The sequence below is a fragment of the Streptomyces sp. NBC_01465 genome (assembly GCF_036227325.1).
GTDB lineage: Bacteria > Actinomycetota > Actinomycetes > Streptomycetales > Streptomycetaceae > Streptomyces.
This window is the reverse complement of the sequence record NZ_CP109467.1, coordinates 6951786-6966075: the sequence shown is the minus strand read 5'-3', so window position 1 is coordinate 6966075 and position 14290 is coordinate 6951786. Positions and strand designations below refer to the sequence as shown.

General features: G+C 71.1%; 11 protein-coding genes. 5 read left to right on the top strand and 6 right to left on the bottom strand.

The features are described 5' to 3' along the window. Positions 1–4 precede the first annotated feature (4 nt). The 3 genes from OG707_RS32640 to OG707_RS32630 are packed head-to-tail and all read right to left on the bottom strand — an operon-like array spanning position 5 to position 3884. The gene (locus OG707_RS32640; protein WP_329124757.1) at positions 5–2386 is read right to left on the bottom strand and encodes a xanthine dehydrogenase family protein molybdopterin-binding subunit; all 2382 of its coding nucleotides are present in this window, start codon (positions 2384–2386) and stop codon (positions 5–7) included. 2 nt (positions 2387–2388) lie between these two features. After that, positions 2389–2991, bottom strand: coding sequence for a (2Fe-2S)-binding protein (locus OG707_RS32635; protein WP_329124755.1), 603 nt, complete (start codon positions 2989–2991; stop codon positions 2389–2391). Continuing rightward, positions 2982–3884, bottom strand: coding sequence for an FAD binding domain-containing protein (locus OG707_RS32630; protein WP_329124753.1), 903 nt, complete (start codon positions 3882–3884; stop codon positions 2982–2984). The genes OG707_RS32635 and OG707_RS32630 overlap by 10 nt, the downstream gene beginning before the upstream one ends. Positions 3885–4136: 252 nt before the next feature. On the opposite strand from OG707_RS32630, the gene OG707_RS32625 reads away from it, so the two are divergent. Together OG707_RS32625 and OG707_RS32620 are read left to right on the top strand one after the other, a co-directional pair. Beyond that, complete coding sequence (locus OG707_RS32625) at positions 4137–5810, top strand: PucR family transcriptional regulator (RefSeq protein ID WP_329124751.1); 1674 nt, start codon at positions 4137–4139, stop codon at positions 5808–5810. 196 nt (positions 5811–6006) lie between these two features. Beyond that, positions 6007–6771 (top strand): hypothetical protein, encoded by a 765-nt coding sequence (locus OG707_RS32620; protein ID WP_329124749.1) that lies wholly within the window; start codon positions 6007–6009, stop codon positions 6769–6771. Here the strand turns inward: OG707_RS32620 and OG707_RS32615 are convergent. Next, on the bottom strand, positions 6760–7494 hold the full coding sequence (locus OG707_RS32615) for a GntR family transcriptional regulator (protein ID WP_329124748.1): 735 nt from the start codon (positions 7492–7494) through the stop codon (positions 6760–6762). The two genes, OG707_RS32620 and OG707_RS32615, sit on opposite strands and share 12 nt — an antisense overlap. Positions 7495–7622: 128 nt before the next feature. On the opposite strand from OG707_RS32615, the gene OG707_RS32610 reads away from it, so the two are divergent. Beyond that, the gene (locus OG707_RS32610; protein ID WP_329124746.1) at positions 7623–8474 is read left to right on the top strand and encodes a (2Fe-2S)-binding protein; all 852 of its coding nucleotides are present in this window, start codon (positions 7623–7625) and stop codon (positions 8472–8474) included. 155 nt (positions 8475–8629) lie between these two features. Further along, positions 8630–9679: a DUF2637 domain-containing protein gene (locus OG707_RS32605; RefSeq protein ID WP_329124744.1), complete on the top strand. Its 1050-nt coding sequence runs from the start codon at positions 8630–8632 to the stop codon at positions 9677–9679. A 33-nt stretch (positions 9680–9712) separates the two neighbouring features. On the opposite strand, the gene OG707_RS32600 is transcribed toward OG707_RS32605, so the two are convergent. Next, complete coding sequence (locus OG707_RS32600) at positions 9713–10174, bottom strand: ATP-binding protein (RefSeq protein WP_443071427.1); 462 nt, start codon at positions 10172–10174, stop codon at positions 9713–9715. A gap of 186 nt (positions 10175–10360) precedes the next feature. Between OG707_RS32600 and OG707_RS32595 the strand changes: the two genes are divergently transcribed. Next, positions 10361–13408: an alpha-mannosidase gene (locus OG707_RS32595; RefSeq protein ID WP_329124740.1), complete on the top strand. Its 3048-nt coding sequence runs from the start codon at positions 10361–10363 to the stop codon at positions 13406–13408. Positions 13409–13482: 74 nt separating this feature from the next. Here the strand turns inward: OG707_RS32595 and OG707_RS32590 are convergent, their stop codons facing one another. Beyond that, on the bottom strand, positions 13483–14226 hold the full coding sequence (locus tag OG707_RS32590) for a hypothetical protein (protein ID WP_329124738.1): 744 nt from the start codon (positions 14224–14226) through the stop codon (positions 13483–13485). Between the last annotated feature and the right edge of the window lie 64 nt (positions 14227–14290).

The window sequence follows — 14290 nt, the reverse complement described above, 5'->3', positions numbered from 1 at the left end:
TGACTCAGGTGCCGGTGAGGTGCTCCGGTCGTACCGGGGTCTTGTTGAGCTCCAGGCCCGTCGCGTCCCGGATCGCCGCGAGGACGGCCGGGGTGGACGAGAGGGTCGGGGCCTCGCCGATGCCGCGCACGCCGTACGGCGCGTTCGGGTCGGCCAGTTCGAGGTAGTCGACCGGGATGGTCGGCGTGTCGAGGATGGTGGGGAGCAGGTAGTCCGTGAAGGAGGGGTTGCGCACCTTCGCGGTCTTCGGGTCGACGATGATCTCTTCCATCACCGCGACGCCCAGTCCCTGGACGGTGCCGCCCTGGATCTGGCCGATGACGGAGAGCGGGTTGACCGCCTTGCCGACGTCCTGGGCGACCGCGAGCTCGACGACCTTGACGAGGCCGAGCTCGGTGTCCACCTCGACGACCGCGCGGTGCGCCGCGAAGGCGTACTGCACATGGCCGTTGCCCTGCCCGGTGACGAGGTCGAAGGCCTGGGTGGGGCGGTGCCGCCACTCCTCCTCGATCTCCACGACCTCGTCCTCCAGGACGTCGGTGAGGGTCGCGAGGACCTCGCCGCCGTCGGTGACGACCTTGCCGCCCTCCAGGAGGAGTTCGGCGGTCGCCCACGCCGGGTGGTACGAGCCGAACTTGCGCCGGCCGATCTCCAGGACCTGCTCGCGGACGAGTTCGCAGGAGTTCTTGATGGCGCCGCCGGTCATGTACGTCTGACGGCCGGCCGAGGTCGATCCTGCCGAGCCCACCTGGGTGTCGGCGGGGTGGATGGTGACCTGCTGGACGCCGAGCTCGGTGCGGGCGATCTGCGCGTGGATGGTGACGCCGCCCTGGCCGACCTCCGCCATGGCGGTGTGGACGGTCGCGACGGCCTCGCCGTTGATGACCTCCATGCGGATCCTGGCGGTCGAGTAGTCGTCGAAGCCCTCGGAGAAGCCGACGTTCTTGATGCCGACCGCGTAGCCGATGCCGCGTACGACGCCTTCGCCGTGCGTGGTGTTGGAGAGACCGCCGGGCAGCGCACGGACGTCGGAGCCCTCGGTGGTGGCCCACTGCTGCTCGGGCGGCAGCGGACGGGCCTTGACGCGGCGCAGCAGTTCGGCGACCGGCGCGGGCGAGTCGACGACCTGCCCGGTCGGCATGACCGCGCCCTGCGACATCGCGTTGATCTGCCGGAACTCCACCGGGTCCATGTCGAGCTTCGCGGCGAGCTTGTCCATCTGGGCCTCGTACGCGAAGCACGCCTGGACCGCGCCGAAGCCGCGCATGGCGCCGCAGGGCGGGTTGTTGGAGTAGAGGCCGACGGCCTCGATCTCGACGTCCTCGACGACGTACGGACCGACCGAGAGGGAGGCCGCGTTGCCGACGACCGAGGCCGTCGAGGAGGCGTAGGCGCCGCCGTCGAGCACGATCCTGCACTTGAGGTGCGTGAGCTTGCCGTCCTTGGTGGCGCCGTGCTCGTAGGTGAGCTTCGCCGGGTGGCGGTGGACGTGCCCGAAGAAGGACTCGTAGCGGTTGTAGACCATCTTCACCGGCTTGCCCGTACGGAGCGCGAGCAGGGAGGCGAGGATCTGCATCGAGATGTCCTCGCGGCCGCCGAAGGCACCGCCGACGCCGGACATCGTCATCCGGATCTTCTCCTCGGGCAGGCCGAGGCAGGGGGCGATCTGCTTGAGGTCCGAGTGCAGCCACTGGGTGGCCACGTACAGGTCGACGCCGCCGTCCTCGGCCGGTACCGCGAGTCCGGACTCGGGGCCGAGGAACGCCTGGTCCTGCATGCCGAAGGTGTACTCGCCCCTGACGATGAAGTCGGCCTTCTTGGCGGCCTCTTCGGCGTTGCCGCGGACGATCGGCTGGCGGTGCACGATGTTGGGGTGCGGGACGTGACCCGCGTGGTGGTCGTCGCGGTTCTCGTGGACCAGAATCGCGTCGGGGGCGGTCGCCGAGGCCTCGTCGGTGATGAGGGGCAGCTCGCGGTACTCGATGCGGATCTTGGCGGCGGCGCGGCGCGCGGTCTCCGGGTGGTCGGCGGCCACGAGGGCGACCGGCTCACCGTGGTGACGGACCTTGCCGTACGCGAGGACCGGGGTGTCCTGGAACTCCATGCCGTAGTTCTTCGCGGCGGGGAGGTCGTCGGCCGTCAGAACGGCGTGGACGCCGTCCATCGCGAGGGCCTCGGAGGTGTCGATCGACACGATCTCGGCGTGCGCGATGGTGGACCGCAGGATCTGGCCCCACAGCATCTCGTCGTGCCACATGTCCGAGGAGTAGGCGAACTCACCGGTGACCTTGAGGGTGCCGTCGGGGCGGAGCGTGGACTCGCCGATGCCGCCCTTGCTGTGCTTCTGGGTGACGTTGGTGGGTGCGCCTGTCGTGGTTCCAGCCATGGTCAGACCGTCTCTTCCTGACGGGCGGCCGCGAGGCGGACCGCGTCCAGGATCTTCTCGTAGCCGGTGCAGCGGCAGAGGTTGCCGGAGAGTGCCTCGCGGATGTCGGCGTCCGACGGCGAGGCGTTGCGCTCGAGCAGCTCGTCGGCCGCGACCAGGAGACCGGGGGTGCAGAAACCGCACTGCACGGCGCCGGCGTCGATGAACGCCTGCTGGATCGGGGAGAGTTGAGTGCCCTCGCCGGTCTGGCTGTCGGTCCCCTTGGCCTGCCACATACGGGCTTCCTGGAGGCTGGTGCCGCCGCAGACGGAACCGCAGGCGCCGCCTGGGTGACTCGCTGCCTCGTGACGGCGCTGCTTCGCGTAGTCCGCCAGGCCCTCGACGGTGACGATCTCGCTGCCTTCGGCCTGACCGGCCGCGACCAGGCAGGAGCAGACCGGGACACCGTTGAGGCGGACCGTACAAGATCCGCACTCGCCCTGCTCGCAGGCGTTCTTGGAACCGGGGAGGCCCATGCGCTCACGCAGGACGTAGAGGAGGGACTCGCCCTCCCAGACGTCGTCGGCTTCCTGCTGACGGCCGTTGACCGTGAAATTCACGCGCATGACGCCACTCCCTCGATGCTGCTGCGGCCGTTGCCGCGGTAGGACTCCCAGGTCCAGCCGAGCGTGCGGCGGGCCATGATGCCGACGGCGTGGCGGCGGTAGTTCGCCGTGCCGCGTACGTCGTCGATGGGGTTGGCCGCACCGGAGGCCAGCTCCGCGAACTGCTTGGCGACCGACGGGGTGATGGTCTTGCGGCTCTCCCAGAACCCGCCCTCTTCGAGCGCGGCGTTCAGGAACTCCTCGGCGGCCTTCGCCCGGATCGGGGTCGGGGCGGCGGAGCCGATGCCGGTGCGGACCGTGCGGGTCTCGGGGTGCAGGGCGATGCCGAAGGCGCAGACCGCGATGACCATGGCGTTGCGGGTGCCGACCTTGGAGTACTGCTGCGGCCCGTCCGCCTTCTTGATGTGGACGCGCTTGATGAGCTCGTCGGCGGCGAGCGCGTTGCGCTTCACGCCGGTGTAGAAGTCGTCGATGGGGATGAGGCGCGAGCCGCGTACGGACTCGACCTCGACCTCGCAGTCGGCGGACAGCAGCGCGGGGTGGGCGTCGCCCGCGGGCGAGGCGGTCCCGAGGTTGCCGCCGACGCCGCCGCGGTTGCGGATCTGCGGGGAGGCCACCGTGTGCGAGGCGAGCGCGAGGCCCGGCAGCTCGGCGCGGAGGTTCTCCATGATCGCGGTGTACGGGACCGAGGCGCCGAGCAGGACCTTCTCCTCGCCGACCTCCCATTCGCCGAGCTCGCCGATGCGGTTGAGGTCGAGGAGGTACTCCGGACGACGGTGGTCGAAGTTGATCTCGACCATCACATCGGTGCCACCTGCAAGGGGAACGGCCGTGGGGTGCTCTGCCTTGGCGGCGAGCGCCTCCTCCCAGCTGGCGGGGCGAAGGAAGTCCATGAGTGGCTCTCTTCTTCTCAATCGGGGGGTGTTCGCCGGTGCCCGGGACGGCCGGCCCTCGACGGGCGTTCACGTGCTGTTAACGCTTGGTGGCCCCAGTACACAAGCCGTGCCCCGCCCGGTGCAGTCACCGAAACCATGAAGGAGTTGGCTGGTGACCATGCTCGTCTTGTATGTTCGAACGAAAGACGAGGTTCAGAAACCTCTCTGATTTTCACGGGCAACATCAAGACACAGAACGGCGGCGACGAGATGCGGCTGCGCGCACTGCTGGACACCGATGCGCTGGGCCTGCGGCTGCTGGGCGGCGAGGACGAGCTCGACCGGAGCGTCCGCGGGGTGATGACGACCGATCTCCGCGATCCGAGCCGGTATCTGTCGGGCGGCGAGCTGGTCCTGACCGGGCTCGCCTGGCGGCACACCGCCGAGGACTCGGAACCGTTCGTACGCATCCTCAGCCAGGCCGGGGTCGCCGGGCTCGCGGCCGGTGAGGCCGAGCAGGGCGACATCCCCGCCGACCTGGTCGAGGCGTGCGTACGCAACCGTCTGCCGCTCTTCGCGGTCAACGAGGACGTCGCCTTCGCGACCATCACCGAGTACGTGGTGCGCCAGGTCTCCGGCGAGCGCGCCGGTGATCTCGCGGCGGTCGTCGACCGGCACCGCAGGCTGATGACGTCGGGCCCGGCCGGCGGCGGCCCGGACGTGGTCCTCGACCTGCTGACGACCGACCTCGACCTGCACGCCTGGGTGCTCTCCCCCACCGGCCGCCAGATCGCGGGCGCGGGCGCGGAGCTGGACGCGGAGACCTCGGCGCTCCTCGCCGGCGAGCATCTGGCCGCGACCCGGACGGGGCGCAGGGGGCCGCACCGGGTGACGCTCAAGGGCACGACGTACTCGCTCTTCCCCATCCGCAACAGCGGGCGCGGCACGGCGACCGCGGCGGCGCGCGACGTCCGCGAGACGGTGCTCTCCGACTGGCTGCTGGCCGTCGAGGCGGATGCGAGCGACTGGCCCGCGGCCCGGCTCGACCTGCTGCAGGGGGTGACGCAGCTGATCGCCGTCGAGCGCGACCGGCGGGATGCGGCCCGCACCGTACGGCGCAGGCTGGCCCAGGAGGTCCTGGAGCTGGTCCAGACGGGGGCCGCGCCCGCCGAGATCGCGGCCAGGCTGCGGGTGGCCGCTCCGGTGCTGCTGCCGGGGCTCGGTTCCGCGCCGCACTGGCAGGTCGTGGTGGCGAAGGTGGAGTGGTCGCAGGACGGCCAGGCCGGGGCCGCGGACCTCGACTCGGGGCCCGTCGCGCAGTCGCTGCTGGAGGAGATCCTGGTCGAGTCGGACCGGATCGCCGTGGCGCACGCCGGGGACGAGGCGATCGCCCTCGTACCGCTGCCTTCGGTGTCCCCCACCGACGACGAGGACCTCGACGCGGCCCCGGGGCTGCACGCGGACGTGCTGCTGGAGTCCGTACGCGACCCGCTCTCGGCCGGTCTGGCCGACGACGGGCGCCTCACGCTGGGCGTCTCGGCGTCGGTGCACTCCGCGGAGGGGCTGCGCGGGGCGCTGGAGGAGGCCCGGCACGCGCGGCGGGTCGCCGCGGCCAGGCCGGGGCAGGTCTGCGCGGCGGGCCACCACGAGCTGGCTTCGCACGTCCTGCTGCTGCCGTTCGTCCCCGACGACGTACGGCGCGCCTTCACGGCCCGGCTCCTGGACCCGCTGCGGGACTACGACCGGCGCCACCGGGCGGAGCTGATTCCGACCCTCGAGGCCTTCCTGGACTGCGACGGCTCGTGGACGCGGTGTGCCACCCGGTTGCATCTGCACGTCAACACCCTGCGCTACCGGGTGGGCAGGATCGAGCAATTGACGGGGCGTGACTTGTCGCGTCTCGAGGACAAGCTGGACTTCTTCCTGGCGCTCCGGATGAGCTGACCCCGGCCGCCAGTTTGTGCTGTGTCTCCCGGGGGACAACCCCCGGACCCCCGGCCGCTCACCCCAGCCGGCGCGAAGCCAGTTTGTGAATTGATTCACCCAACCCCTTGGCCGGGCACGCCAATCCATGTTGAGATGCGCGCATACTCAACAGCTCAATGGCGTGCTCGGGGAGGGCAATGTGGCGTTTACCGCCATGTCTGGTCACGGAACGACACCTGCTGATGCTCCTCCGCTCCAGACCGCGGTATGGCGGCTGCGCTCGCGCGGCTGCTGGACGGACGCGGCCGCCCTGCTGGAGCCCCACGCGAAGGCCGACGCCGACGCCGCGCTGCACCGGGCGGCGCTGCTGAGCGAGCGGTGTCTCTACACCGAGCAGGGCTGGACGGACGCCGAGGACGCGCTCCGTACCGCCGAGGCGCTCGCCAGGGACGACGACTCGCGCGGCGCGGCGGCCAGCGAACGGGGTCAACTCGCCTATGCCTCAACCCTGTTGGGCGTACGGGACCGGGCGGACGAGGCTCGCGCCGCCCTCGGCAGGGCCGCGGCCCTCATCGCCCCCGGCGCCCCGGGACGCCCCCTCCTGGACTTCCGCAGGGGCCTGATCTCCCAGAACCTGGCCGACTCACCGCAGTCCGCCCGCGCCGCCTACCGCCGCGCCCACGCGGGCGCCACCGCCCACGACCAGCCTTTACTGCTCTCCTTCACCTGGCTCCACCTCGCCTCGCTCTCCCTGGCGGAGGGCGAGCTGGCGGAGGCCCGCCACGGCTTCGCGGAGTCCCTGCGGATCCGGGAGGAACTGGGCTACCTGGTCGGCACCGCCCCCGCGCTCGTCTCCCTCGCGGAGACCGAGACGGAACCGGAGGCGACCCGGCTGCGCACGGAGGCGAAGCGGCTCTTCCGCCTGCTGGACGGCGTCCCCACCTGGCTGGCGGCGCGGCTCGGCGGGTCAGCCCACTGAGCCGGTGAAGTGTTCCCGTACGAGTGACTGGACGACGGTGAGGTCCTGAGCCATCAGGGCCTCCAGGAGCGCGGTGTGCTCGGCCGCGTCGGCCAGCAGGTCGGCGCGGCGCGGTGCGGGGGCGCTGACCAGGGGCCACTGGGAGCGGCGGTGGAGGTCGTCGGCGACGGCGACCAACTGCTGGTTTCCGGAGAGGGCGAGGACCGCGCGGTGGAAGGCGCGGTCGCACTCGGCGTACGAGGCCCGGTCGCCCACCGCCGCGGCGGCCACGGTCGCCTCGGCGAGCGGCAGCAGCTCGGACCAGCGGGCCACGGGCAGCGTACGGGCGAGCCGGAGCATCACGGGGACCTCGATGAGCGCGCGCACCTCGGCGAGCTCGGCGAGCTCGCGCGCGCTGCGCTCGGCGACGCGGAAGCCGCGGTTGGGGACGACCTCGACGGCGCCCTCCACCGCGAGCTGCTGCATCGCTTCCCGTACGGGTGTGGCCGAGACCCCGAAGCGCTCGCCGAGCACCGGCGCCGAGTACACCTCGCCGGGGACGAGGTCGCCGTCGACGAGCGCCGAGCGCAGGGCGTCGAGGATCTGTCCGCGTACGGAGTGGCGCTGGACGAGCCGGGGCGCGGGCGGCTCGCTGTGCGTGTGCTCGCCGCGTGCCTGCTCAGGCACCCGAATGGACGCATGCGGCTGCGTGGCCGCGGCCTCGCGCGCTCTGCCTTGCTCCACCGGGATTCTCCTGTCTGACATTCCGCCCCCAGAGCACGATAGGCGGACACAGCCGGAGTTGAAACATCGATTGTCTTGGGTAAGGTAAGGCTTACCTGCAATACGATCCCGATTCGGTGGTCCCCTGCATGACCGTCCCCACGCTTGTCGAAGGACCCACGACGGCCGCGTACGCGCGCCTCGCCGAGGTCTTCCCCGGGCTTGCCGTCAGCGAGCTGACGGGCTCCGAGCTGCCCCCTTCGGGCAGCGGCTGGGTGACCGCGTCCGGCCTGGCCGCCGGAGGACCCGCCCTCGACGCCTTCCTGGCCTGGGACGACGCGCAGGTGCTGCGGGACTACGGGCAGCAGGCCCGGCCCGATGTCGTCGCCAGCTTCGGCTTCCACCGCTACGCCTGGCCCGCCTGTCTGCTGATCACCGTCCCCTGGTTCCTGCACCGCCGGGTACCGCGGATCCCGGTGGAGTCCGTGGCCTTCCACCGGGCGCTGGGGCGGATGACCGTACGGGTCGAGGAATTCGCCTGCCTGCCCGGCGATCCGGCCGCATCGCTGCCCGGCGCCCGTGTCGTACGGGACGAGGACGCACTCCGGGCCGAGGTCAGGGCCTCCGTCGCCGAGCACCTGGGCACCGTCCTGGAGGGCTTCGGGCCCCGGATGCGGCGCGGCAAGCGCGCCCTGTGGGGGATGGCGACCGACGAGATCGTTGAGGGCCTCTGGTACATCGCCCATCTCCTCGGCGAGGAGGGGCGCGGCGTCGCGGAGCTGGAGCGGCTGCTGCCGGGCGCGACGGCCCCGTACGTCGGCACCGCGGCCTTCCGCGAGCTGACCGGACCGCGCGGCGAGGCGCTGCCGACCCGTGACCGGGCGAGCTGCTGTCTCTTCTACACGCTGCGCCCCGAGGACACCTGCGTCACCTGCCCGCGGACCTGTGATGCCGACCGAGTGGCACGTCTCGCCCCTGACGCCCCTCTTTCGACTGACTGAAATCGAACCCAACCCGCTTCGCGCGTACGGCAGTTCGACCCAATCGCACCTATCAGGGCCCCTTGGCGTCCTGTTGTCCCGAAACTCTTCGACGGCTGTCGGAACTGGGACAGCATGGCGGCGCAAAGGCACTGACGCGATGCAAGGGACACCGCATGCGACTGACCGACATATCTCTGGACTGGCTGCTTCCCGGCGGCGTGATGCTCGTGGGGGTCCTGGTGGCGGTGGCGGTTCTCGCGCGCGGCAAGCGCGCCGCTGACAAGTCCACCTCCTCGGACGAGAGTTGGGAACGCAGCGAGGAACGCCGCAGGCAGAAGGAAGCGGTCTACGGCACCGCCTCCTACCTCCTGCTCTTCTGCTGTGCGGCGGTCGCCGCCGCACTCTCCTTCCACGGTCTGGTCGGCTTCGGCCGGCAGAACCTGGATCTCTCCGGGGGCTGGGAGTACCTGGTTCCCTTCGGGCTCGACGGCGCCGCGATGTTCTGTTCGGTGCTCGCCGTGCGCGAGGCCTCCCACGGCGACGCGGCGCTCGGCTCGCGTCTGCTGGTGTGGACGTTCGCCGGTGCGGCCGCCTGGTTCAACTGGGTACACGCGCCGCGCGGAATGGACCACGCGGGCGCCCCGCAGTTCTTCGCGGGGATGTCGCTCTCGGCCGCGGTGCTCTTCGACCGCGCGCTGAAGCAGACCCGCAGGGCCGCGCTGCGCGAGCAGGGTCTCGTACCGCGTCCGCTGCCGCAGATCCGGATCGTACGGTGGCTGCGCGCTCCCCGGGAGACCTTCGCCGCCTGGTCGCTGATGCTCCTGGAAGGCGTACGGACGCTGGACGAGGCGGTCGACGAGGTGCGGGAGGACCGCAGGCAGGACGAGCAGAACCGTCTCCGCAGGCGGGAGCACGAGAAGCTGGAGCGGGCGCAGCTCAAGGCCATCAACCGGCAGCACAGGACGTTGGGGCGCGGCCGCGGCGGTCGCCAGGTGGAGGTGACGGCGGGCACCGCGTCCGGCGTGAACTCCGCGCAGGCCGTCGCGGAGCCTGCCATACCCGAGACAGGACAACTGCCCCTTCGCGCCAGGCCCTCCCTCCAGGCCGTCACGAACGCTGAGGCCGTCACCGTCGATCTCACGGCGGAGGACGACACCCAGACGCTGCCCCGGCTCGACTCGCTGGAGCAGAAACTGAAGGATCTCGAGCAGCAATTCGGGTGATCGCAGCACGAGTTGACGCGGCGGGCCGGTGATTCATGCCGGTCCGCCGTTCAGCTCGAACCAGACCACCTTCCCCATCCCGTGTGCATGGACGCCCCAGGCGTCGGACAGCGTCTGCACCAGGACCAGGCCCCGGCCGTGCGTGCCGTCGTCGGCGTCCGGCGCGTGCAGCCTGGGCAGCGCGGACATGAAGTCCCGTACCTCGACGCGGAGCCGGTCGCTGCCCACGGTGGCGGTGATCACCGCCCCGTCCGCCGTGTGGACCAGTGCATTGGTCACGAGTTCGCTGGTGAGCAGTTCGGCGACCTCCGCGGCTGCGGGACTCCCCCAGTGCCGCAGCAGTTCCCGCAGGGAGCGCCTCACCTCCGTGATCGCCGGCAGATCCGATGAGCCGAGTCTGCGGCGCAGCTGTATCCGGCGGCCGTCGCCGCCCGCACCAGGTCCCCGGCGACGCCCGTCGGTCACGGACCCAGCCCCTCCCTGACGCCCAGTCATAACCCCCACCCCTACGGTGACTTGCCTTCTTCCACTCGAACAGCTTCACGAGATGCATGCCCCGCAGCGGTGGGCTCACGCTTGTCGATTCATCAACAACCCGTAGGGGATGCCCGGCCCTTCGCACGGGAAGTGAAGCAGTGCACCCCTGTGCACGAGCCGATTCATGACCTCGTAGGAGCCGTGATGCATGACGACCGACAGCTGGTGGAAGGGCGTCTGGAACGGGCGCTGCACCAGTTCATCCGTCCCGCGCAGTACGCCGCCAGATCTCCGCTGACCCTCTCCGTGTGGCATGCGCCGGGCGAGCCCGTGCCCGTCGCCGAGGCGCTGAAGGGCGACTATGCGCCGTTCGCGGTCGGGACCGAGTGGGGAACCCCCTGGTCGACCAGCTGGTTCAGGCTGGAAGGGGCCGTTCCGCCGGAGTGGGCGGGCCGCCGGGTCGAGGTGGTCGTCGATCCCGGTTTCACCGGCGACGGACCGGGTTTCCAGGCCGAGGGACTGGTGTACGACGCTGCGGGTATCCCTCTGAAGGGGATCCATCCGCGCAACCGGCACATCCCCGTGGGCGCCCCCGCCGAGGGCGGCGAAGACGTACACCTGCTGCTGGAGGCGGCCGCGAATCCAGCCGTACTGCACGGCTTCGAACCGACCCTGCTGGGAGACATCTCGACCGCAGGGGATCGGCCGATCTACCGATTCTCTTCTGCGGATCTGGCCGTACTGGATGAGGACGTCTGGCATCTGGTCCTGGACATCGAGGTGCTCTCCGAGCTGATGGCGGAGCTGCCCGCCGACCGGGCGCGCCGCCACGAGATCCTCCGCGCCCTGGAGGACATGCTCGACGCACTGGACCTGCACGACGTCGCGGGTACGGCGGTCCGCGCGCGGGCGGCCCTGGCCGAAACCCTGGCCCGCCCCGCGGAGGCGAGCGCGCACCGGATCTCTGCGGCGGGGCACGCGCACATCGACTCGGCGTGGCTGTGGCCGCTGCGCGAGACGGTCCGCAAGGCCTCGCGCACGTTCGCCAATGTGACCGCGCTGGCCGCCGACTACCCGGAGCTGGTCTTCGCCTGTTCGCAGGCGCAGCAGTACGCGTGGGTGAAGGAGCACCAGCCGCACATCTGGGAGCGCATCAAAAAGGCGGTGGCAGACGGCAATTGGGCGCCGGTGGGCTCCATGTGGGTGGAGTCGGACGCGAACATGCCGGGCGGCGAGGCGCTCGCGCGCCAGATCGTGCACGGCAAGCGGTTCTTCGCGGAGGAGCTGGGGGTGGAGACGGAGGAGATCTGGCTGCCGGACTCCTTCGGCTACACGGCCGCCTTTCCGCAGTTGGCGAAGCTGGCGGGGATCCGGTGGTTCCTCACACAGAAGCTGTCGTGGAACCAGTCCAACAAGATGCCGCACCACACCTTCTGGTGGGAGGGCATCGACGGGACGCGTGTCTTCACGCACTTCCCGCCCGTGGACACCTACAACTCGCAGATCCATGCGGCCGAACTGGCCCACGCGGAGCGGAACTTCGCCGACAAGGGCCGGGCCTCGCGCTCGCTGGTGCCGTTCGGCTGGGGCGACGGCGGGGGCGGGCCGACCCGCGAGATGCTGGAGAAGGCCCGCAGGGTGCGGGACCTGGAGGGGTCGCCCCGGGTGACGGTGGAGCGGCCGTCGGCGTTCTTCACGGCCGCGGAGGAGGAGTACGGGGGTCAGGCCCCGGTCTGGTCGGGCGAGCTGTATCTGGAGCTGCACCGGGCGACGTACACGACCCAGGCGAAGACCAAGCAGGGCAACCGGCGCGGTGAACACCTGCTCAGGGAGGCCGAGTTGTGGGCGACGGCGGCCGCGCTGCGGACCGGTGCGCCGTATCCGTACGAGGATCTGGACCGGCTCTGGAAGACGGTGCTGCTGCACCAGTTCCACGACATCCTGCCCGGCTCGTCGATCGCCTGGGTGCACCGTGAGGCGCGCGAGACCTATGCGCGGGTACGGGACGAGCTGGAGGGGATCATCGCGGCGTCGGTGACGGCGCTGGGCGCGGCGACGGGACCCGCGGTCCTCAACGCATCGCCGTACGGGCGGAGCGAGGTGGTCACAACCGGGGACGGGGATCCGGTGTTCGTACGGGTTCCGCCGCTGGCCGCAGCCCCGCTGTCCACCTCCGAGGCCCCCTCGGCGGTGACCGTGGAGCGGGAGGGCGGCGCGTTCGTCCTCGACAACGGGCTGCTGCGGGTCACCGTCGACGCGGACGGTCTGCTCACCTCCGTCACCGACCTGGCCGCCGGCCGCGAGGTCCTCGCCCCCGGCACCCGCGGCAACCTCCTCCAGCTGCACCCCGACCACCCCAACCAGTGGGACGCCTGGGACATCGACCGGCACTACCGGCGCTCGCACACCGATCTCACCGAGGCGGAGTCCGTCGAGCTGACCGAGGACGGGCCGCTGCGGGCGGCGGTCCGCGTGGTGCGGGTCTTCGGGTCGTCCCGGATCACCCAGGAGCTGCGCCTCGACGTCGCGAGCCCGCGCGTCGACGTCCTGACGGAGGTGGACTGGCAGGAGTCGGAGAAGGTGCTCAAGGCCGCGTTCCCCCTCGACGTGCACGCCGAACGGTCCACCGCCGAGATCCAGTTCGGCCATGTCCACCGGCCCACGCACGCCAACACCAGCTGGGACGCGGCCCGTTTCGAGATCTGCGCGCACCGCTGGCTGAGGGTCGCCGAGCCCGGGTACGGCGTCGCGGTCCTCAACGACTCGACGTACGGCCACGACGTGACCCGCACCCCGCACGAGGGCGGGCTCGGCACGACCGTGCGTCTCACCCTGCTGCGCGCCCCGCACAGCCCGGACCCGCAGACCGACCTCGGTGTGCACCGGTTCCGCTATGCACTGCTGCCGGGTGCGGACGTGCCGCTCGCGGTGCGCGAGGGCCTCGCCCTCAATCTGCCGCTGCGGGTGGCGGCCGCTCCCGAGCAGGGTCCGCTGGTCACCGTGGACCACGAGTCGATCACCGTCGAGGCGGTGAAGCTGGCGGAGGACCGCAGCGGGGATGTGGTCGTACGGCTCTACGAGTCGGCCGGCGACCGCGCCCGGGGCACGCTCCGGGTGGGCTTCCCCGTCGTATCGGCGCAGGTGACGGACCTTCTGGAGCGGCCGCTCCATGATGCGGAGACGGGCGAGGAGGGGCTGACGGTCGGCCTGCGGCCCTTCCAGATCCTGACCCTGCGGCTGCGTCCCGCCTGAGCGCACACCGGCGCCCCCCGTCCTGCCAGCAAGCCAGGGCGGGGGGCGCCGGTGAGGGGAGACGTGCGTGCGGATCAGAGGAGGCTGATGTGCGCGTCCACGTCCGCGTCGAGCAGGGCGCCGATGCCCAGGTCCAGGTCGATGTCGGCGTTGAGGCCGAGCGCGATGGCCAGGTCGACGTCCAGGTCGACGTTGGCGTCGACACCGACACCGATGACGACATCGGCGTCGGCGAAGACGCAGGTGCCGAGGGAGGCGTCGATCAGGGCGCCGGCACTGGCGTCCAGCACGAGGCCACCGTTGATCACGATGTCGGCGTTGACCGAACCGCCGCCGGAGACCACCTGGGCGCCGTCGCCGGACAGGACACCGATCCGGACCTTCGCCTTGGCGCCGACCGACGCCCACAGGACGTTGGTCTTGACGTCGAGGACGATGTTCGACAGAACGACCTTCTTGCCGCCCTTGGACAGCTGGACGCCGCCCTTGAAGACCACGGTGCCGCCGACGAGCTTGTGGTGACGGTGGATCAGCTTGCTGCCGGCACCGACCTTCAGGTTGATGCCCGCGTCGGCCTGGACGGCACCCTTGACGCCGGCGACGACGATGCCGTGGGCGTCGAGGTCAAGGTTGGCGGCGAGGTCGAGGTTGAGGAGACCGCCCTTGATCGGGGTGTCGCCCGGCATCGGGGCGACGGAGGCGGCGGCCGGGGCCGGCGCCGGAGCGGAGGCGAGGGCGGCCGGGGCAGCCATGCCCGTGATGACGACAGCGGCGACGGCAGTGGCGGCAATACGGCCGAAGCGACGGCTGGAAGACATGTGCGTCACAGACCTTTCCTGTGGCTGGTGTTGCGTGATGGTCACGTGATGTGACAATTCCGCG